General features: G+C 50.7%; 26 protein-coding genes, 1 tRNA gene, 1 other RNA gene and 1 pseudogene. 15 read left to right on the plus strand and 14 right to left on the minus strand.

The genetic code is table 11. The annotated features are described in order from the left end of the window. Positions 1-26 precede the first annotated feature (26 nt). Positions 27-632, minus strand: a complete 606-nt coding sequence (locus V7676_RS04525; RefSeq protein WP_335658458.1) for a superoxide dismutase — start codon at positions 630-632, stop codon at positions 27-29. Positions 633-792: 160 nt separating this feature from the next. Continuing rightward, complete coding sequence (pspF, locus tag V7676_RS04530) at positions 793-1,851, minus strand: phage shock protein operon transcriptional activator (protein WP_335658459.1); 1,059 nt, start codon at positions 1,849-1,851, stop codon at positions 793-795. A 169-nt stretch (positions 1,852-2,020) separates the two neighbouring features. On the opposite strand from pspF, the gene V7676_RS04535 reads away from it, so the two are divergent. The 10 genes and pseudogenes from V7676_RS04535 (at position 2,021) to V7676_RS04580 (ending at position 5,673) form a co-directional block, all read left to right on the plus strand. After that, positions 2,021-2,203, plus strand: coding sequence for a hypothetical protein (locus V7676_RS04535; protein ID WP_335658460.1), 183 nt, complete (start codon positions 2,021-2,023; stop codon positions 2,201-2,203). 149 nt (positions 2,204-2,352) lie between these two features. After that, a complete protein-coding gene (pspA, locus tag V7676_RS04540; protein ID WP_335658461.1) occupies positions 2,353-3,036 on the plus strand; it encodes a phage shock protein PspA in 684 nt (227 codons plus the stop codon). Then, positions 3,036-3,332 (plus strand): envelope stress response membrane protein PspB, encoded by a 297-nt coding sequence (gene pspB / locus V7676_RS04545; RefSeq protein ID WP_335658462.1) that lies wholly within the window; start codon positions 3,036-3,038, stop codon positions 3,330-3,332. Before pspA ends, pspB begins: the two co-directional genes overlap by 1 nt. Positions 3,333-3,334: 2 nt before the next feature. Beyond that, entirely contained in the window at positions 3,335-3,715 is a 381-nt protein-coding gene (gene pspC, locus V7676_RS04550) for an envelope stress response membrane protein PspC (RefSeq protein WP_335658463.1), read from the plus strand. Between the two features lie 28 nt (positions 3,716-3,743). Then, entirely contained in the window at positions 3,744-4,037 is a 294-nt protein-coding gene (locus V7676_RS04555) for a hypothetical protein (protein WP_335658464.1), read from the plus strand. A 47-nt stretch (positions 4,038-4,084) separates the two neighbouring features. Further along, complete coding sequence (locus V7676_RS04560; protein WP_442955408.1) at positions 4,085-4,378, plus strand: hypothetical protein; 294 nt, start codon at positions 4,085-4,087, stop codon at positions 4,376-4,378. Positions 4,379-4,392: 14 nt separating this feature from the next. Next, positions 4,393-4,662 (plus strand): annotated as a pseudogene (locus tag V7676_RS04565) (hypothetical protein). 16 nt (positions 4,663-4,678) lie between these two features. Continuing rightward, on the plus strand, positions 4,679-4,939 hold the full coding sequence (locus V7676_RS04570; RefSeq protein ID WP_335658466.1) for a hypothetical protein: 261 nt from the start codon (positions 4,679-4,681) through the stop codon (positions 4,937-4,939). A gap of 38 nt (positions 4,940-4,977) precedes the next feature. Continuing rightward, entirely contained in the window at positions 4,978-5,208 is a 231-nt protein-coding gene (locus V7676_RS04575) for a hypothetical protein (RefSeq protein WP_335658467.1), read from the plus strand. 54 nt (positions 5,209-5,262) lie between these two features. Beyond that, on the plus strand, positions 5,263-5,673 hold the full coding sequence (locus V7676_RS04580; protein ID WP_335658468.1) for a SufE family protein: 411 nt from the start codon (positions 5,263-5,265) through the stop codon (positions 5,671-5,673). Here V7676_RS04580 and V7676_RS04585 read toward each other — a convergent pair. The 5 genes from V7676_RS04585 to V7676_RS04605 all read right to left on the minus strand — a co-directional run bounded on the left by V7676_RS04585 (position 5,670) and on the right by V7676_RS04605 (position 8,449). After that, positions 5,670-6,206, minus strand: coding sequence for a J domain-containing protein (locus tag V7676_RS04585; RefSeq protein ID WP_335658905.1), 537 nt, complete (start codon positions 6,204-6,206; stop codon positions 5,670-5,672). The genes V7676_RS04580 and V7676_RS04585 overlap by 4 nt on opposite strands. A gap of 43 nt (positions 6,207-6,249) precedes the next feature. Continuing rightward, positions 6,250-6,627: RNase P RNA component class A (gene rnpB, locus V7676_RS04590), an RNA gene on the minus strand. 6 nt (positions 6,628-6,633) lie between these two features. Further along, positions 6,634-7,320 (minus strand): N-acetylmuramoyl-L-alanine amidase, encoded by a 687-nt coding sequence (locus tag V7676_RS04595; protein WP_335658906.1) that lies wholly within the window; start codon positions 7,318-7,320, stop codon positions 6,634-6,636. A gap of 31 nt (positions 7,321-7,351) precedes the next feature. Then, entirely contained in the window at positions 7,352-7,990 is a 639-nt protein-coding gene (locus V7676_RS04600; RefSeq protein ID WP_335658469.1) for a histidine phosphotransferase family protein, read from the minus strand. A gap of 27 nt (positions 7,991-8,017) precedes the next feature. After that, a complete protein-coding gene (locus V7676_RS04605; RefSeq protein WP_335658470.1) occupies positions 8,018-8,449 on the minus strand; it encodes a M67 family metallopeptidase in 432 nt (143 codons plus the stop codon). Between the two features lie 16 nt (positions 8,450-8,465). Between V7676_RS04605 and V7676_RS04610 the strand changes: the two genes are divergently transcribed. From V7676_RS04610 to mtgA, 3 genes are all read left to right on the plus strand, one after another. Next, positions 8,466-9,419 (plus strand): RluA family pseudouridine synthase, encoded by a 954-nt coding sequence (locus V7676_RS04610; protein ID WP_335658471.1) that lies wholly within the window; start codon positions 8,466-8,468, stop codon positions 9,417-9,419. A gap of 74 nt (positions 9,420-9,493) precedes the next feature. Beyond that, on the plus strand, positions 9,494-10,402 hold the full coding sequence (gene rpoH, locus V7676_RS04615) for an RNA polymerase sigma factor RpoH (protein WP_335658472.1): 909 nt from the start codon (positions 9,494-9,496) through the stop codon (positions 10,400-10,402). Positions 10,403-10,487: 85 nt separating this feature from the next. Beyond that, positions 10,488-11,180, plus strand: coding sequence for a monofunctional biosynthetic peptidoglycan transglycosylase (mtgA, locus tag V7676_RS04620; RefSeq protein ID WP_335658473.1), 693 nt, complete (start codon positions 10,488-10,490; stop codon positions 11,178-11,180). A 68-nt stretch (positions 11,181-11,248) separates the two neighbouring features. Here mtgA and clpX read toward each other — a convergent pair whose 3' ends face one another. The 7 genes from clpX to gatC form a co-directional block, all read right to left on the minus strand. Then, positions 11,249-12,520: an ATP-dependent Clp protease ATP-binding subunit ClpX gene (clpX, locus tag V7676_RS04625; RefSeq protein WP_335658474.1), complete on the minus strand. Its 1,272-nt coding sequence runs from the start codon at positions 12,518-12,520 to the stop codon at positions 11,249-11,251. A gap of 154 nt (positions 12,521-12,674) precedes the next feature. Further along, a complete protein-coding gene (locus V7676_RS04630; protein WP_335658475.1) occupies positions 12,675-13,301 on the minus strand; it encodes an ATP-dependent Clp protease proteolytic subunit in 627 nt (208 codons plus the stop codon). Positions 13,302-13,536: 235 nt separating this feature from the next. Beyond that, positions 13,537-15,081 carry a trigger factor gene (gene tig, locus V7676_RS04635; RefSeq protein ID WP_335658476.1) on the minus strand — a complete coding sequence of 515 codons (1,545 nt, stop codon included), beginning with the start codon at positions 15,079-15,081 and terminating at the stop codon, positions 13,537-13,539. 54 nt (positions 15,082-15,135) lie between these two features. Beyond that, a tRNA-Leu gene (locus V7676_RS04640) sits at positions 15,136-15,220 on the minus strand. A gap of 101 nt (positions 15,221-15,321) precedes the next feature. After that, positions 15,322-16,818 carry an Asp-tRNA(Asn)/Glu-tRNA(Gln) amidotransferase subunit GatB gene (gene gatB / locus V7676_RS04645; RefSeq protein ID WP_335658477.1) on the minus strand — a complete coding sequence of 499 codons (1,497 nt, stop codon included), beginning with the start codon at positions 16,816-16,818 and terminating at the stop codon, positions 15,322-15,324. A 2-nt stretch (positions 16,819-16,820) separates the two neighbouring features. Continuing rightward, the gene (gene gatA, locus V7676_RS04650) at positions 16,821-18,305 is read right to left on the minus strand and encodes an Asp-tRNA(Asn)/Glu-tRNA(Gln) amidotransferase subunit GatA (protein ID WP_335658478.1); all 1,485 of its coding nucleotides are present in this window, start codon (positions 18,303-18,305) and stop codon (positions 16,821-16,823) included. Then, entirely contained in the window at positions 18,305-18,592 is a 288-nt protein-coding gene (gene gatC / locus V7676_RS04655) for an Asp-tRNA(Asn)/Glu-tRNA(Gln) amidotransferase subunit GatC (protein WP_335658479.1), read from the minus strand. The genes gatA and gatC overlap by 1 nt, the downstream gene beginning before the upstream one ends. Positions 18,593-18,722: 130 nt before the next feature. Between gatC and V7676_RS04660 the strand changes: the two genes are divergently transcribed. Further along, a complete protein-coding gene (locus tag V7676_RS04660; RefSeq protein ID WP_335658480.1) occupies positions 18,723-19,847 on the plus strand; it encodes a DUF3089 domain-containing protein in 1,125 nt (374 codons plus the stop codon). Continuing rightward, the gene (ruvX, locus tag V7676_RS04665; RefSeq protein ID WP_335658481.1) at positions 19,847-20,308 is read left to right on the plus strand and encodes a Holliday junction resolvase RuvX; all 462 of its coding nucleotides are present in this window, start codon (positions 19,847-19,849) and stop codon (positions 20,306-20,308) included. The genes V7676_RS04660 and ruvX overlap by 1 nt, the downstream gene beginning before the upstream one ends. Positions 20,309-20,316 lie beyond the last annotated feature (8 nt).

Consider the following 20,316-nt stretch of genomic DNA (forward strand, 5'->3'; position numbering starts at 1 on the left):
CAATTTTATTCAGTTAGGTTAGCGAATTAACCCTGGTCAGCGCGGCTCACACCTTCGCCGTCGAGATTTTGTGCAACAAAGTCCCAATCAATCGCATTGTCGAGCAAAGCCGATACATAATCAGGACGCGCATTCTGATAATCCAGATAATAAGCATGTTCCCAAACGTCGATGGTCAAAAGCGGCTTCATGCCATGAGCGACAGGACTATCAGCATCATGCAAGGACGTGATTTCCAGCTTGTCACCATTCAACACCAACCAAGCCCAACCACTAGCAAAATGGCCAACGGCTTCGGCTTTGAATTTTTCTTTAAAATCTTCGACCGAACCAAAATCAGCTTCGATGCGGCTTTTAAGATCAGCCGGCATTTCCTTTTTTTCCGGGCTCAGGCACAGCCAGTAAAAGCTGTGGTTCCACACTTGGGCCGCGTTGTTAAAAAGTCCACCTTTGGCGCCTTTGATAACTTCAGACAATTTCTTGTCCGCATCAGCAGTGCCTTCAATCGCGTCATTTGTTTTTGTTACATAGGCATTATGATGTTTGCCGTGGTGAAAGTTGAATGTGGCTTCTGAGATCAGCTCTCCGAAAGCAGTTTTCGCATAAGGGAGCGAGGGGAGTTCGAATGACATTGAGAATTTCTCCATAGTTTAGAATTATGTTCAATCAGCGCATATGGTCATAAAAGGTTCCGTCAGCAACCTCTGCTTTAGCGGATATGAATGATATTTGCTCTATTTTTCTGGCTCTCAGCAAAACATCCGCTGAGCATGGGGCGTTGCCGCCTAGAGTTCACCCCAGAAGATCATGGCGTTTCAGGGCATGGCGCAATTGGTCATAACTTAAATTTAGCGCTTTTGCGGTTTGCCGCTGATTATAGCGTGATCTGGCCAACGCAGATTGCAATATCCGTTTCTCGAACGCCTCGACGGCCTCTTTCATATCATCGACCGCATCACAGGTCGGGTCCATCGCTATGGGCGCAGAAACAGGATTTGCACCATTGCTTTGGGTGTCTTGGGACGCAAGTCCAGATTCCGCTGGTTGCACTTGCCGCGTTGATGCTTCTTTCGGCTTCCAAGGTGATTCAAACGGATCAAACACGATATGGTCAACTGGCCGTGAAGCGTCACTCCATTGATAGACAGCGCGTTCGATAACATTGCGAAGCTCGCGCACATTGCCGGGCCATGCGTGACGTGAAAGTGCTTCCGAAGCCAGCTGACCAAAACCGGGCCATTGCTCCCATTCAAGCTCTGCCGCCATGCGCCGTCCAAAATGTTCCGCCAGTACCGGTATATCACCGTCACGATAACGTAGCGGCGGCAAAGTGACGACTTCAAAAGACAGCCGATCCAGTAAATCTGCGCGGAAAGTGCCTTCCTCGGCCATTTTTGGAAGATCAGCGTTGGTTGCAGCCACAATACGGACATCGACCCGCTGTGGTCGCGAAGAACCTATACGGGTGATCTCGCCATATTCCACAGCCCGCAGCAAGCGTTCCTGCGCCGCAGATGATAATGTCCCGAGTTCGTCAAGGAACAGCGTCCCCCCATCGGCTTCTTCAAACCGCCCTATCCGGTTCTTTGTGGCCCCAGTAAAAGCGCCAGCCTCGTGGCCAAATAATTCCGCTTCAATCAATGTTTCGGGCATAGCAGCGCAGTTTAAGGTAATCAACGGACCATCCCATCGCATGCTGAGACGATGGAGCCGCTCTGCGATCAACTCTTTACCTGTACCGCGTTCGCCAATAACAAGCACAGGACGGTTCAAACCGGCTGCACGGCTCGCTTTTTCCACGGCATCGAGAAAAGCCCCTGACTCTCCGATAAACTGATTTTCGCGTTCCATGACCAAGATATAGTGCAAATTCCCATTAAATAGCAATTCATACCATGTTCATCATAGCAAAAACTTTTATTATTGCTTTAAATCAATGAGTTATAAAACTGGCACACCTCCTGCAATGTTAGTTTCGAACCCGCAAGGGGCTTAGAAAATCGAATAACCGGAGGTTAAAATGTCAGCAGTTTTAAAAGCAGAAAAGCAGGCCAAATTGAGTAGAACCGATGTTTCTGCTATTATTTCGGTCTTGTTGTTCAGCCTGACGATTCTGATCAGCGCCGTTGGTCCTGCCGAAGCGCAAGGCCCGGTCGTCTCCGAAGATGGTATAATTTCCCCAACTGTCAGCTATAAAGCATGACAGCCGAAATGGCCGGGACCGCTTCATTCCCCCTTGCCGAAGTCAAGTCCCGGCCACCTTTCCAAATTGAAGATATAGAGTTTATTGAAGACCAGCCTGAACGTTCGAACCATTCCAGGCAACACGCTAGCAAAGACCGGAGTATTTACATGGGTATTTTTTCAAGAACACGCGATATCATCGCCGCCAATGTCACAGACATGCTGGATAAGGCCGAAGATCCTTCCAAGCTGATCCGTATGATCATTCTGGAGATGGAAGAAACCCTGGTGGAAGTCCGGGCTTCTGCAGCCCGCACGATTGCCGATCAAAAGGAAATGCGCCGGCATATTGATAAGCTGAACCATTTGACCGATGACTGGAATGAAAAGGCGCAACTGGCACTGTCCAAGGACCGCGAAGATCTCGCCAAGGCAGCGCTCGTCGAAAAACGCAAAGCATCCGATATGGCCGAGCAGTTGACCGTTGAAATTCAGGTACTGGATGACACCCTGCGCGCCTCGGAAGGTGACATCGCCAAGCTGCAAAAGAAATTGCAGGAAGCGCGGTCCCGCCAGAGTAGTCTGGTCAATCGACTGGAAAGCGCCGAAAATCGCTATAAAATCCGCGAAATGTATAATGGTAACAAGGTTCAGGATGCATTTTCAAAATTTGAATATCTGGAACGTCAGGTCGATTATGCAGAAGGCCGCGCCGACTCCTTGAGCATGGGCGGTGATCCCGATACACTTGAAAACCAGATCGCCGCGCTGGAAAGCAATGACCGGGTGGATGATGAACTGGAAGCCATGAAAGCTGCCCTGAAAAAATCAAACGAGAAAGGTAACGGCTAATGGAAGATATACTCGTACCGATATTTGTCGTCGGCATGCTATTTATCGGCCTGCCGTGGATCATCTTTCATTATGTCACCAAATGGAAAACCGCCGCGACAATTACCAATGAAGACGAGCAATTGCTTGATGAATTGCACACTATGGCGCGCCGCCTTGATGAACGGATGGAAACCATCGAACGGATCATGGCCGCCGACAACCCCAATTGGCGCCAGTCAACTTTAACCGACACGAGCGGTGACCCAAAACCGACTCTCGAAAATTTCGATAAACTGCTCAAAGAAAGGCGCTAATCATGACTTCTATTCGTACCAAATTTTATCTTGATAAACAGCGCGCCAAATGGAGCGGAGTATGTGCAGGGATCGCTGACTATACTGGGATAAATGTCATCTGGGTTCGTATTGCGGCCGTCATTGCAACCGTCACATTCGCTTTCCCATGGACTTTTATCGCTTATTGGATTGCCGCAAAATCAGCCGATCCAAAGCCATTAGAGCTTTACGGCAGTGATGAAGAACGGCAATTTTGGCAAGGCGTACGGCAGTCGCCCCGCAGGACAGCGCGTGACGTCAAATCCCGCTTCCGCGAGATTGACCGCCGGCTGGCGGACATGGAATTATATTACACCAGCAAGAATACCGCTCTCTCAAACGAGATTGAGAGCCTGCGTTAATCGATTTTCGAACTGAAGGGAGGATGATATGGGATGGGGTGGACCGGGATTTGTAATCGCCATCATTGCACTGAGCATGGGCGGATGGATTATTTCAACATGGATAAGAGCAAAACATGGCTATCCAATAGAAAATGAATGGGGCGGCACCGTTGAGCGAAAAGATCCGGCTGCTGATCGAAAAATTGAACTGCTGTCGAATGAAAATGCTGAACTGGTCGGGAAAATCGATCGGTTGCAGGAACGCCTCGCGGTGCTGGAGCGGATCGCGACTGATCCCGCCAAACGGACAGCGGACGAAATAGAAGCATTGAGAGATTAAGGGAACTCAATATGGAACCGGAAAAAGCAGCATTTATTATAGAAATCATGCCCTATGCGGCAATGATCGCGACGATCGCCGTGGGCGGATGGGTTATTACGACCTGGATGCGGATTAAAAATGGCTACCCGCTTGAAGGGAGTTGGGGCAATGCGCTCCACCCTAAAACAGACCGGGAAGCAGTCGAGCGGGTCAAACTGCTGACTAACGAAAATGCGGAATTGCGCGCGGAAGTTGGATCGATGAAAGACCGGCTAGCCAATGTCGAACGCATCGTTACCGATGATAGCCACCGGCTGACCAACGAGATTGAAGCACTGCGCGACAAGCGCGCTAACTGATCGGAAAAGCAGATATGGAAGTCAGCCCGATTTTGATACCGATCCTGGGCATATCCTGTGGGATATTAGCAGTTATTGGCGGCGTTTTTGTCAAACCCTAGATTAAATATAAGCAAGAACAACTGAAAGTGCAGACACAGATGACGGCCGAAAAGGCTGCCCAATATGCGGCGCATACCGAACGATTGGAGAAGCGGGTGCGGGTATTGGAGCGTATCGTGACTGATAAGGGTGTAGACCTTGCCGGACAGATAGAAGATTTGCGAGATGCGCCCTTAAACTGAGAGGAAAACAAATAGCATGAACCCGTTTGAAATGGTCGTCGCCATCATCATCGTCATCACAATTGGCAAAGTTTTGAGCACGCGGCTTCAGGCCAGGCACGGACTGTCATCGGATAAGGATGGTAATGTCATTGCAACCCAAGACCCGGATGCAGGACGGCTTCGAGAGGAAGTTAAATATCTAAAAGAGCGTGTCGCCGTTCTGGAAAAAATTGCCACAGACGATCGCGGCGCACGCGAACTCGAAAAAGAAATTGAAAAATTGAGGGACCGCTAAACCGGTCTCCCAAACAAGAAGAGAAGAAGGATAGCATTATGCCAGAACCCAGTTTTTACCTGATGACTTCTGCATTTGCCTTGATTGGATTGACGGTCGTATCCCTCATTGTGCTGCGCGGTTGGCGCGATTGGATTGCGCTGAAGACCAAGGAATTGGAACAGCATCGTGAAGAATATCCGCCGAGCGCGACGTCGCGGATCGAAGTGGCGGACCTCAAAGAACGTATTCGTAAATTGGAGGCCATTGCCGCCGGAGTGGAGCTTTAAATTCTCCACCTGAAAAAGGATGACGCGAATCCTCTGTCCTGCTAGCGGGCAAGGATGAGCAAAATAGACGATCTTGTAGAAGAATATGAATTTCTCGAAGCTGATGACAGGTACCGGCTTTTGATAGATTTGGGCAAAGAGCTAGACCCGATGCCAGACGCTCTTAAAACAGATGCAACTTTGGTACGCGGTTGTTCGGCCTCTGTCTGGGTCTACCCCACACAATTGGACGATGGGCGCCTACATTTTCTGGCAGACAGCAATGCAGCCATTACCAAAGGGATCATCGCGTTGGTGTTGGAGACGGTTCAGGATCAAACCACTGAAGCGGTTTTAAAAACTAATATCACGGAACGGCTTGCGCCCTTCGACCTCAAGAACCAGCTCAGTTCCAATCGGACCCAAGGCATTCCGAACATGATTTCGCTTATCGAGCAAACGGCTGCACGGTACCAAAAAACCTAAATCGGCTTCCAGCTCCGCCGTTCTTCAGCCACTTTCAGTACATCGAAAGCTGCCTGCGCTGCCTGAAATTTCTTCGCGGCATCGGCGTTGCCGGGATTAACATCGGGGTGGTATTCTTTGGCCATGGACCGCCATGCCTTTTTAACTGCTTCAAACTCCACGTCGGGTGTCAGGTCAAAAATTTCCAGCGCCGTCATTTCATCGCGCGAACGGCTGCCGTCACCGGAACCCATCCAGCTATAATGTGCTGATTCCTGATAGGCATTGGCATCACGCTGCTCGTCGGCTTCCCGCTTTTTGCGCTCTTCCTTGTCGAGACCTTCGAAATAGTCCCAACCCCGATTATATTCCCCCGCATGGACTTGGCAAAAATACCAACGTTCCGGGCTGTTAGGCGATTTTGGCGCGGGACAAATACCCGCATCGCTACACCCATGCCGGTCGCACAGTTTTAGCTGCTGCGTCTCGCGAGAGCTTTCATAGCTGCCCCAGCGGGGAAAGCCCCAATTATCGGATCGTTTTGCTTTTGGCATATTACTCTCTAACAAAGGCGCTGCGGCAGTTCCAGCCATATTTAATACCAGAGGATCTATAAGCCGGGTTCTGTCCATTCTCTTGCGAGAAATAGCCAGTCATTCATCTGCGCGATACATTACTGCACCGCTCTAGCAACCAACCCGGGCAGCAAGCCGAAATAGCCATATGCCGCCCCTATTTGGTTTTGCTCCAGGTGGGGTTTGCCGTGCCAGATCTGTTGCCAGACCCGCGGTGCGCTCTTACCGCACCCTTTCATTATCACGGGTCCGAAGACGTCGCGACCTACTTTCTGTTGCACTGTCCCTGAACAGGCGATCACTCCCCTGCCCGCCGGACGTTATCCGGCACCTTTAAATCGTGGAGCCCGGACTTTCCTCGAGAATATTTGCATATCCCCGCGACTGGCCGACCCTCTGGTGCGCTCTATTTAGTGATTCCACGCTCTCTGTCCAACATTAAAGACAATAATATCGCGCGGCACTCTCCATCAATGGTGCCATCGATATTTTCGGGCCGGAATCGCCGTTGAAAAGCGCGCACCGCATCTTCCTCATCGGTAATATCATAGCCAAATCTTTCGAGAGCGAGCATGAAACCGCCGTCTGTCCATGGCGGATCACCAAGATTAAGCGGCGGTTTTTTGAGCGCAATGCCTAATTTCGCAAGCCGGTCCCAATCAAATAATTCGCCGGGGTCCTGTTTTCGCGATGGTGCCAGATCGCTATGTCCGATGACGTTGGAGGGAGCGATAGTATGTCGTTTCACAATTTCATGGGCAAGGCGCGTTACCGCGTCCATCTGTTCTTCCGGGAACGGGACATAGCCCCATTCATGGCCCGGATTGACAATCTCTATACCAATGCTGGCGCTGTTCACATCGGTGATCCCGCGCCAATAACCGCGCCCCGCATGCCAGGCACGGTCTTCTTCCTTCACCATGTTCACAACCTGACCATCTTCGGTCACGACATAATGGGCAGACACGTTCGCATCCGGATTGGCGAGCCAGTTAATCGCCGAGGCCGCATCTTTCATGCCGGTATAATGCATGACCAATATGCTGACCGGCAGCTTGCGCTCATCAAAATTGGGCGAAGGCGTCCAGATCATGTCCATGGTAAATGCCCTCTGTTATCCAATTTCAGGTTACGATAGCGCCTAGCAAAAGCTCCGTACCGGATGGCGGCGATACGCGCAAATCCCCGCCGTTTTCGCAAGATAATTCCCGTGACATCCATGCCGCCGCAGTACGGGCGGTGAGTTCGGACTGCGGCAATGTCCCTTCTAGTGCCGCGCGAATACCCTCGTCCAATGCGATTTTTGGACCTTCGGCCCGTATAACGACTTCAATGCCATTATCCCCTTGCTCCGCGCCAACATCCAATTGACCACCGCGAACAAGCGCCTCTCTGGCAATGAGAGCAAGGTTCAGCAAAATTTTGATTGCCTTTTTGGGAAGATGGCCCGACTGGACTGCCCAACCCAAAGTTATTTTACCCTGATCACCAACCAAAGATTCAACCAATTGCTTGGCTTCGGCAGGGTCCACTTCATCGCCAAATCCGCCAGCGGCACCAAAAGCGAGACGAAAATATTTGAGCTTATCCGCCGATGCCCGTGCGCTGTCAGCCAGCAAATCCATGCAGCGCTCCCGCATTTCAGGATCGGTTTCATCCTCAAGCAATTCCAGACCATTGTTGATCGCGCCCACCGGGCTGAGCAAGTCGTGGCATAATTTTGAACAAAGCAACGCGGCTAGATCGACACCAGATTGGGACATGGGAATGGGCCTTTAACTTGTGAAAACTCAATTGTCCGCTGTTTGACCGTTTGTGCTTTGGCAATCAAGGGTGATTGGGTCAAACCGGCCATATATTTTGCCATTCGCTACTGACCGCCAAGCGGCCACGTCCTGCCCGTTAATAATAAGCCATATCCGTCCATCAGGCGCTGCCATTGCCGCATCTGTCTTTGATGGAGATACGCTTCCCGATGGATGGGAATGATAATAGCCCACAATAGGCGCGCCGCCGCCACGCATCGCCCGTTCGGCCGCTATAAGTGCCATCGGGTCGATTTCGAAATGCCGGGCCGGATTTTTCGCAACATTTTTAGCCGCAGCATAGGATAAAACTGTCCCATTATTGCCAAAGAGCAAGCCGCAGACCTCCTCAGGAGCTGTTTCTTTGGCATGACGCTGCAAATCGTCCAATATGGTGCTTGATATGACCAGTTTCATGGCCCACATCTAAGCGATGATAACAGGGCAATCCACAAAATCCGGCATTGTGCCCGAAACCGAAAAAAAACAGCGGCTTGATGCCGCGCTAGCCGGCTTTCTTGAAGACCTTTCTCGTGAACGGATAAAGAATCTGATCGCAGGCGGTAACTTGTTGATCGACGGGGCGATTTGCACCGATCCCGGATCAAAAAAATGCGCAGGCAGGAACTTTGCATTATCGGTGCCCGCGCCCGTCGAAGGGCCAGCACAAGCACAGGACATCGCATTGGACGTCGTGTTTGAAGACGATCATCTGATCGTCGTCAACAAACCTGCCGGACTGGTCGTCCACCCGGCGGCCGGGCATCCTGACGGGACATTGGTCAACGCTTTGCTCCACCACTGCAAAGGGCAATTGTCTGGAATAGGCGGGGTAACGCGCCCGGGCATTGTTCACCGGATAGATAAGGATACTTCCGGATTGATGGTGGCCGCCAAAACCGACAAAGCCCATCAAGGGCTCAGCGCATTATTTGCGGCCCATGATATTGATCGCCGCTATCTCGCGATATGCAATGGCCGCCCGAATCCCTCGTCCGCTACGATTGAGGGAAATATCGGCCGCAGCAATACGAATCGCAAGAAAATGGCCGTAGTAGGAGATGACAAAGGCAAAACCGCGATCACCCATTACACCACTAAAGTGCCGCTAAAAGGCGCTACTTTGGTGGAATGTGTGCTGGAAACAGGCCGCACTCATCAGGTACGGGTCCATATGGCCCATATCGGATATAGTCTTATCGGTGACCCGCTATATGGCACTCGTCGAAAATCATTGCTTTCCAGCAGAATAGATTTTCAATTTTGCCGCCAAGCCTTGCATGCTGCTACTCTTGGATTTGTTCACCCCATAACCGGCGAAAAATTATTATTTAACTGTAACTTTCCACCGGATATGCAGGAACTATTCAGTAAGTTGCTTGTATAGAATATAGATAGTATATGGAACACGACCAATGGGTGCTTGATGAGGCCCGGCGGCAAACCAGAGAAGGAACAAAAATGGCTAACAATAGCAATGTTCCGGCAAAAATCCCTGCCTTAGGGGGGGACGCGAGCCTGAACCGTTATCTTTCGGAAGTCCGCAAATTTCCGTTATTGAAACCCGAACAAGAATATATGCTGGCAAAGCGCTATTCTGAACATAAAGATCAGGAAGCCGCGGCACAGTTAGTAACGTCCCACCTGCGACTCGTGGCCAAGATTGCCATGGGCTTCCGCGGCTATGGCCTGCCGGTCTCGGATCTCATTTCCGAAGGGAATGTCGGCTTGATGCAGGGCGTGAAGAAATTTGAACCAGATAGAGGTTTCCGTCTGGCGACTTACGCCATGTGGTGGATCCGCGCGTCGATACAGGAATATGTATTGCGCAGCTGGAGCCTCGTAAAAATGGGCACGACCGCCGCGCAGAAAAAGCTGTTTTTCAACCTGCGCCGGATGAAAAATAATCTGGAAGCATTTGAAGACGGCGATTTGTCACCCGAAGACGTGAACAAGATTTCGACCGATCTCGGCGTCGCCGAGCATGAAGTGGTTAATATGAACCGCCGCATGTCAATGGGCGGCGATGCTTCCCTGAACGTGCCACTTTCGGAAGATGGTGACGGCGGCCAATGGCAAGATACACTGGAAGACAACGGTCCATTGCATGACCAGCAAATTGCTGACGCGCAAGAAGCCGATTTCAGGCACGAAATGCTCACAGAAGCGATGGAATCGCTCAACGAACGCGAACAGCATATTCTTGCTGAGCGGCGTTTGTCCGAAGATCCTAAAACCTTGGAAGACCTCAGCAAAGTCTATGATGTTAGCCGGGAACGGATTCGCCAGATTGAAGTGCGCGCATTTGAGAAGCTGCAAAAAGCAATGCTGCGTATTGCTGGAGAAAAACATCTGCTTACAACGAATTAATTCTCTCGATTGTCAAAATTTCTTATGATTAAAGCGCCCCGAAACAGCATTTGTTTTCGGGGCGTTTTTTGTATAATCATCTGACATGACCACAAAAAAACGCAGCTTCCCTGTTCGTCTCATCAAGCTGCTTATCCGGCTCATCATCTATTTTTTACTGATCACATTGCTGTGGGTCGGGCTCTATGCGTTTGTTCCGCCCCCGGTAACAATTACGATGCTTATGGATGAAAACGGCATTACCAAGGATTGGACACCGATCAGCGACATTTCTCCTAATCTGACCGATGCGGTCATTGCAGCGGAAGACGGAAAATTTTGTAGCCATGACGGCTTCGACCGGGATGCGATCATAAACGCTATCGAGCGCAATCGTCAGGGTGGACGAATTCGCGGCGGCTCGACTATTTCCCAGCAGACCGCCAAAAATGTCTTCTTGTGGCAAGACGGCGGATATTTCCGCAAAGGATTAGAAGCCTATTTCACATTCCTGATCGAGAAAATATGGGGTAAAAGGCGGATTATGGAGGTTTACCTCAATGTCGCGGAAACCGGAATCGGGACCTACGGCGTCCAGGCAGGATCACAGCGCTATTTTAAGAAAGATGCTGCGGATTTAACCAAGATAGAGGCCGCACGGATCGCTGCGGCCCTTCCCTTGCCCAAACAACGGGCCGTGAACGGCGCAACCGGCTTCACGCGACGTTATGGCAACACGATTGCGGCCCGGATAAATGTTGTGAAGAACGAAGGTTTGGACAGCTGCGTTTATAAATAAACAACCTTCCTTACGCCCCCTTGATCATCAAAGGGACCGTAAGAACAGAAGCTACGCAGATATACGGCTTAGGCCGCGTCTTCTTTCTTCGCTTTGCTAGCTTTTGCAAAGACCTTTACCGGTTCTTTGGTTCCAGCGACCACATCTTTGTCGATAACAATCTCTGTCACATCTTCCAGATCAGGCAGATCGAACATGGTATCAAGCAAGATATTTTCCACAATTGAACGCAGGCCACGTGCACCAGTTTTCCGCTCAATCGCTTTCTTGCCGATGGCGACCAGAGCATCATCGGTAAATGTCAGGCCGACATTCTCCAGCTCGAATAATTTGGCATATTGTTTGACCAACGCGTTTTTGGGTTCCTGCAGAATCTGAACCAAAGCATCAATATCCAGATCTTCAAGCGTAGCGATAACTGGCAAACGGCCTACAAATTCAGGAATAAGACCGAATTTCAATAAATCTTCCGGCTCGCTCTGCTGCAGAGTTTTGCCAATTCTGCGTTCTTCCGGTGCAGAAACATTCGCGCCAAAGCCTATCGATTTTGCTTCCAGTCGATCACCAATGATTTTCTCCAAGCCAGCGAATGCACCGCCACAAATGAATAAAATATTGGTTGTATCGACCTGCAGAAATTCCTGCTGTGGATGTTTACGGCCGCCTTGTGGCGGAACACTGGCGGTAGTGCCTTCCATAAGTTTCAGCAGGGCCTGCTGAACGCCTTCGCCCGAGACATCCCGGGTAATGGATGGATTTTCCGCCTTACGGCTAATTTTATCGATCTCGTCGATATATACAATGCCGCGTTGAGCCTTCTCGACATTATAATCGGAAGATTGCAACAGCTTGAGAATGATATTCTCGACATCTTCGCCAACATAGCCCGCTTCGGTCAATGTCGTGGCGTCAGCCATCGTAAACGGCACATCAAATGTTTTCGCCAAAGTCTGGGCCAATAATGTCTTACCGCAACCAGTTGGCCCGACAAGCAAGATATTCGACTTAGCGAGCTCAATATCACCGGACTTCGCGGCGTGGTTCAGGCGCTTATAATGATTGTGGACGGCAACTGATAAAACGCGTTTCGCCCGATCCTGTCCAATTACATAATCGTTCAGAACGTCACAAATTTCCTTAGGCGTCGGCACTTCGCCGTCTTTTTTGCCTGTAATGGCACCTTTGGTTTCTTCACGGATTATATCATTGCAGAGCTCAACACATTCATCACAAATAAATACGGTTGGTCCAGCAATCAGCTTGCGGACTTCATGCTGGGATTTTCCGCAGAACGAGCAGTAGAGCGTGCTCTTCGAATCAGATCCCGTCAATTTCGTCATAAAAAGTCCTTAAAACTAGGCTAGAAAATCTAATCTAACCCTCAAAATACAAAATGCTACAGCTTTTTTCTAACCATGATTTCCGGCGCAATTCTCTGCAATGGCCAAGTCTATCAAAAGCAGCTTAATTTTCATTTAGGGTCGCGATAACGCCTTATTTATCATCGCCTTCCGCAGGCTTTGGACGTTTGTCATAAACTTCATCGACAATCCCGAAGGCTTTGGCTTCATCCGCTTCCAAAAATGTGTCGCGGTCCATCGCCTTTTCAATTTCCTTGATCGGCTTGCCCGTATATTTCGCATAAAGCTCGTTCATCCGGCTACGGATGCGAAGGATTTCCTTCGCTTGAATCTCAATATCAGAGGCCATGCCCTGTGCGCCGCCGGATGGTTGGTGTACCATGATTCGGGCGTTGGTGGTGGCCATCCGCATGCCGGGTTCACCAGCAGCGAGCAGGAAGCTACCCATGGAAGCCGCTTGACCAACACAAACCGTCCCAACGCGCGGACGAATGTATTGCATCGTGTCATGGATCGCCATGCCAGCGGTTACGACTCCGCCGGGGGAGTTGATGTAGAGGTAGATATCCTTCTTCGGATTTTCCGACTCGAGAAACAACAGCTGGGCGGTGATGATCGAGGCCATATTATCTTCGACCTGTCCGGTTACAAAGACGATGCGCTCCCGCAACAGCCGTGAGAAAATATCAAAACTGCGCTCTCCGCGGTTGGATTGCTCAATAACGACAGGAACAAGGGCATCGACGATCGGATCATGCATGGTAATATAACGCCTTCTGTGAAAAATCTGGATATGAAAATGGGGATACCGCGAAACGGAGTCCCCATCCGTTAAATCCTACATCGGTGTATCTTCGACAATGTTCAAGTCGGTTAAGGAATTTTTCCCAACCATTTCGCCAGTCAATGACGATTAAGCGGCCCATTTAACACAAATCTGCGCGGTATATCTGTGATCCGGCACGGTGATGGATAACCGCGCCGGATTAATTAGATTATTTCTTTGCGGCAGTTTTCTTTGCTGCTGGCTTTTTAGCCGCAGGCTTTTTGGCAGCCGGTTTATCAGCTGCTTCAGCCTTAGCAGGTGCCTTTTTTACCGCAGCCTTTTTCGCTGGCGCTTTTTCGGCATCAGCAGTCTTTTCAGCGGCAGGTTTCTTTGCGGCAGCTTTTTTGGCCGGTGCCTTTTTCTTGGCTGGCTTGGTTTCTGATTCGTCTTCCGCTTCGATAGCCGCTTCGAGCTCTTCGCGCGTTACATTCTTGTCGGTAACTGCCGCTTTATCAAACAGGAAATCGACGACCTTATCTTCATACATTGGCGCACGAAGCTGTGCCGCAGCCATCGCATCTTGCTGGATATATTCAACAAAACGTTGACGGTCTTCGGGACGATACTGCTGGGCCGCCTGCTGGATCAGCATGGACATTTCCTGCTGACTAACTTCCACCCCATTGCTCTGGCCAATTTCGGAAAGGAGCAAACCAAGACGAACACGGCGAACGGCTATCTCACGATATTCGTCCTTCTCGTCTTCCATTTCCTTTTTGGCTTTGGCTGGATCTTCTTCTTGAGCCGCTTCCTGCTCAAGCTGTTGCCATATCTGATTAAATTCAGCTTCAACCATTGTTGGCGGCACTTCGAAATCATGTGAGGCAGCCAATTGGTCGAGCAGTTTGCGCTTCATATGGGTTCGGGTAAGGCCGTTTAATTCTTGCTCAATCTGACCTTTCAAAAGCCCGCGAAGCTGATCAATACCTTCGAGGCCCATGGCTTTCGCCATCTCATCGTCGGCTTTAGCAACTTTAGCAGTTTGCACTTCACCGATGACAACATCAAATGTCGCATCTTTGCCTTTAAGGTCGTCAACATTATAATCTTCTGGGAAGGTTACTTTGACGAGGACTTCGTCATTGGCTTTCTTGCCAACCAATTGATCTTCGAAACCCGGGATCAAGCGGCCAGAGCCAAGCTCAATCGCCATGCCTTCGCCTTTGCCGCCATCAAACGGCACGCCGTCCACTTTGCCTTCAAAGTCAATCAGGCATTGGTCACCAATTTTTGCTTTGTGGCTTTTGGCTGCGGTTTCAAACTGCTTCTGGCTCTCTGCAAACTTCTGCAGTGATTCTTCGACTGTTTTCTCGTCGGCTTCGACTTGCAGCCGTTCCAATTTAATATCGTCTACGGATGGTGTCGGAATTTCAGGAAGAATTTCAAGCTCAACCTTAACTTCGGCATCTTTACCAGCTTCATAGCCGTCAGCGAGCGTTACGCTTGGCTGCATGGCTGGACGCAGTTTGTTGTCAGCAATGGTTTTCTCGACACCTTCCTGAACGGAGCTGCTCAGAGCATCTTGCATCAAGGCATCATTATGCATCTTGCGAACGAGATTTGCTGGAACCTTGCCTTTCCGGAAACCGGGCATATTAACCTGCGGTGCCAGTTTCTTGACCTCTTTATCGACGCGGGATTCAATGTCCTTCGCGGTGATTTTGATGTCATAGGCCCGTTTCAGACCCTCGTTCAGCGTTTCAACAATCTGCATGATTACCCTTCAGTGTCTTCATAATTTTTTATTTCGACCTATTTTTCGGTGTTGTGGTGCGGGCGAAGGGACTCGAACCCCCACACCCTAAGATACCAGAACCTAAATCTGGCGCGTCTACCAATTCCGCCACGCCCGCACAGTTACACCGTCAAATCAATATCGAATTTTGATTGACGCGTGCGCCTAGCGGATCATTGCCTAAAGGGCAAGCCCGCTTTGCGCGCACACGCCGCTATTTTATCCCGCGTCGCCGAGAGCCTTTTTCAAAAGCTCATTAACAACTTGCGGATTTGCTTTACCCTGCATCGCTTTCATTGTCTGACCGACAAAGAAACCGAATAATTTATCCTTACCACCGCGATATTGGGCGACCTTGTCTTCGTTTGACGCCATGACGTCAGCGATAACTTTCTCGATCGCGCCAGTATCAGATTCCTGCTTCAAGCCCTGCTCTTCAACGATTTTAGCAGCACCCTCGCCGGTTTCCAGCATGATTTCAAAAACCTGCTTAGCGATTTTGCCAGATATTGTGTCATCTGCGACTAGACCCAACAGCTCGGCTGCCTGCTGCGGCGATACGGGGCTTTGCTCAATCGATAGCCCCATTTTATTGAGCGCACCAAATAGCTCGGATGTCAGCCAATTGGCCGCAGAACTTGCAATTTTTTCCGGCTCATTAGTTGTTTCGAGCAATTGCTCAAACCAGATCGCCGTTTCATGCTCTGCCGTCAAAACAGCCGCATTATAGGCGCTGAGGCCCAGAACATTTTTATAACGCGCCCGTTTTTCATCCGGCAGTTCTGGCAAACTCGCTTTGCAATCAAAGATAAAATCATCTTCAAGTTCTAGCGGCAACAGGTCCGGATCCGGGAAATAACGGTAATCATGCGCGTCTTCTTTGGACCGCATCGACCGTGTTTCATTCTTGTCCGGATCGAACAGGCGTGTTTCCTGAACAATAGCACCCCCGCTTTCGATCACATCGACCTGACGCTGGGCTTCATATTCAATCACCTGCTGAATGAAGCGCATCGAATTAACATTTTTGGTTTCGGTACGCGTGCCCAGCTTTCCGCCCGGTTTACGCACGGAAACATTAACATCGGCCCGCATCGAACCCTGTTCCATATTGCCGTCACAGCTACCGACATAGCGCAGGATTGATCTGAGCTTCCGCACATAAGCGGCTGCTTCTTTGGGTGAAGTCATATCCGGCATGGATACGATTTCCATCAAAGCGACACCGCAGCGGTTAAGGTCAACATAGCTCATCGTCGGATGCTGGTCATGCATCAACTTGCCCGCATCCTGTTCGATATGGATTCGCTCCACACCAATGGTCTTGCCATGGGCATCAGGATCTTTTTCATCGAGAGAAATCTCGATTTTCCCTTCACCCACAATCGGATGATAAAGCTGCGAAATCTGGTAACCTTGCGGCAGATCGGCATAGAAATAGTTTTTGCGGTCGAAGCGCGAATATTTATTGATCTGCGCATTGATCGCGAGACCAGTCCGCACAGCTTGGCGGACACATTCCTTGTTCAGCACCGGCAACATGCCGGGCATCGCCGCATCGACCAAACTAACCTGTGTATTCGGCTCTGCGCCAAATTCCGTCGAAGCGCCCGAAAAAAGCTTTGCGTGGGACGTGATCTGCGCGTGCACCTCAAGGCCGATAACGACCTCCCAGTCACCAGTTGCGCCCTGAATACGATATGTTGATTCGGTCATGTTCACCACCACTGCTCCGGCTTCGCGACAAAGCCGGCCCGTTCTTCTATAGCGAGCCCTGCGTTAAACACGCTCTGCTCATCCAGCGCCTTGCCGATAATCTGCAATCCTAAAGGCAGGCCTTGCTTGTCCAATCCTGCCGGTACCGACATCGCAGGCAATCCGGCCAAACTGCTAGGCACAGTGAACACATCGTTCAAGTACATGGCCAGCGGATCATCGCTTTTTTCGCCCAATCCGAAAGCAGCACTTGGCGCGGTTGGCGCGAGAAGCAGATCACAGCTTTCCCAAGCTTTGTCAAAGTCCCGTGAAATCAGCGTCCGGACCTTCTGTGCCTGCGTATAATAGGCGTCATAATAACCTGCAGATAAGACATAGGTGCCAATCATTATCCGGCGTTTCACTTCGTCACCGAAGCCTGCTTCGCGGGTGGCGGCATACATGTCTTGCAGCCCTGCCCCGTCCGGCAATTGGCGCATCCCGTAACGCACACCGTCATAGCGGGCGAGATTGGACGATGCCTCTGCTGGCGCAATGATATAATAAGCGGGCAGCGCATATTTTGTGTGCGGCAGAGAAACGTCGACGATTTTTGCGCCTGCGTCTTTCAGCCATTCAATACCCTGCTGCCACAATGCATCAATTTCCGGCGGCATATTATCCACCCGATATTCTTTGGGAATACCGATGCGTTTTCCGGTTAGATCGCTTTTCAGTCCAGCTTCCCATTCAGGAACCGGCAAATCGAGCGATGTCGAATCTTTTGGATCAAAACCGGCCATAGCTTCAAGCATGATTGCGCAATCGCGAACATCATGGGCCATTGAGCCCGCCTGATCGAGCGAACTGGCAAAAGCGATTGTACCCCAGCGAGAACAGCGGCCATAGGTTGGCTTAAATCCGGTAATACCCGTGAATGCAGCCGGTTGACGGATGGAACCGCCAGTGTCGGTGCCGGTTGCCGCAGGGCAAATGCGTCCGGCCACAACCGCCGCGCTACCGCCCGAAGACCCACCAGGAGCCAGATCGGCATTACCGCCATCATTACGGCGCCACGGTGAAATCACATTGCCAAAAGCGCTGGTTTCATTGGAAGAGCCCATAGCGAACTGATCCATGTTCAGTTTGCCGAGCATACCCGCACCAGCCTTGAACAGGTTGGATGAGACCGTGGATTCATATTGCGGTACAAAACCGTCCAAGATCAGACTGGCAGCCGTTGTCGCCACGCCTTCGGTACAGAACAGGTCTTTCATGCCGATGGGCACACCAGCCATTTTACCAAGAGTTTCGCCCGCCGCTTTCGCTTTATCCGTCGCTTCTGCCGCCGCCAGAGCGTGTTCCGGCGTTTCTACCAATACCGCGTTCAGGGCTTTGGCCGCGCTAACCCGCGTGATAAACACTTCTGCTACTTCCTTGGCTGTAAAATCACCCGATGCAACACCGCTACGGATATCCGCGATACCCAGTTCAAAAATCTCAGCCATTATTCAATCACCTTCGGCACGCCAAAGAACCCATGTTCAGCCGCTGGCGCATTGGCCAGTATCTTTTCGCGAACATCGCCGTCTGTTACCACATCATCGCGCAAGCGCAGTTTATTGGGGATCACCGCCGTCATCGGCTCAACCTTGGAACAATCCACTTCGCTCAATTGTTCTACCCATCCAAGGATATTATTGAGCTCTGGAACCAGTGCATCAGCCTCTGCATCGGATATGGCGATCCGGGACAGGTTTGCGATCTTTTTGACGGTTTCTTTATCGACGGACATATTTCATTCTTTATCGGTTCATCTTTTTTAGGGTAATAGCACAAAATATTGTGTACCCCGCGCCGCTAGCATTAGCGCGAGGCCGCTTCAAGTTGAATGAGCGGCCATGACCCAAATTGGAGTAAAATAATTGGCGCGTAAATTTCTCTATTTCGTGGCAGCCATGGTCGTACTGGTCTTGGCCGGAGCCTTTGTTCTGCGCATCTATGGAGAAGACTTAGCCGAAGTGGTGTTCGTACCTGATACGGAATTTCAGGCTCAAGAAGTGCTGGAAGACAGCATTTATGCCGATATTTCGATGTGGTATGCACGTCCCGAGATTAAAAAGGGCAATCCTGCGCTCTGGTTGCCGCAAGGTTTTGAACCCAATGGTGAGGAACTGCAGGGAAAAAAGCGCGCAGCGATATTCTTTATTCACCCGACATCTTTTATAAATAAAGAAAAATGGAACGCCCCGCTCGGCGATAAAGAATCAGAAGCACGCGCCAGAATCTTCCTGCGCGGGCAAGCCAGTGCCTTTAATCAAGTCGGGGACGTTTGGGCACCACGCTATCGTCAGGCCACATTAGGGGCTTTCTTGACAGAGAAAAAAGAAGGCCAGCAAGCCTTGGATGCAGCCTATCAGGATGTTCTGAACGCCTTTGACTATTTCATCCGGGAAGTGCCCGATGATATTCCCATCATATTGGCGGGCCATAGCCAAGGCAGCCTACATCTGACCAATTTGTTGAAAGACCGGGTAGCAGGAACGCCTCTCGCCAACCGAATTGTGGCAGCTTATGTGGTTGGCTGGCCCGTATCGGTAGAAGCGGACGTTCCCGCCATGGGGCTGAATATTTGCGAAGCGGCAGAGCAAACCAATTGTCTGCTGAGTTGGGAAAGTTTTGCGGAACCCGCCGATTATGGCCGCATAATGAAAGTTTATGATACAACTATCGGCTTTACCGGTGAACCACGTAAAGACACCAATTTGCTATGTTCCAACCCGGTAAACGGGAACATCAATTCCGAATCGGCTGCGGACAAAAATCTCGGCACGTTGGTTCCCAATGACAAGCTTAGTGATGCTGCGTTGGTCACTGGTGCGGTTCCGGCCCGTTGTGATGATCGCGGCTTCCTGCTTATCGGCGATCCGCCGGAAATGGGGCCATATACACTGCCGGGCAATAATTATCACGTCTATGACTACAGCCTGTTCTGGAGCAATATTCGTGCAGATGTCATGAAAAGGATGACGACATTTCTCTCTCGTTAATGACCGAAGACCGCGCGGTGTTTCGCGACGTGCTGCCAGATGGCGGCCGCTTGCTGGGGCTCGATGTCGGGACAAAGACCGTAGGCTTGGCGCTGTGTGACGCCCAGTGGATGTTCGCAACCGCCGCTGAAACTATCGAGCGCCGCAAATTTTCGAAAGATCTGGAACGGATCAATGCGGTTATCGCTGCCCAATATGTCACCGGTCTGGTCGTTGGCCTGCCGCTCAATCTCGACGGAAGCCAAAGCAAACAGACGCAGGCAGCGAAATCCTTTGCCCAGAATTTGCGTCCCATAGGGCTGCCGATATTGCTGTGGGACGAACGCTGGAGTACGCAGGCCGTGACCCGCGACCTGATCGCCGCCGATGTCAGCCGCAAACGCCGCAGCGAGGTAGTCGACAAAATGGCCGCTGCCTATATTTTGCAGGGAGCGATAGACGGGCTTGCCGCGATAGAATGATACCACTA

The sequence above is a fragment of the Parasphingorhabdus sp. genome, assembly GCF_036963805.1.
Taxonomy (GTDB): domain Bacteria; phylum Pseudomonadota; class Alphaproteobacteria; order Sphingomonadales; family Sphingomonadaceae; genus Parasphingorhabdus.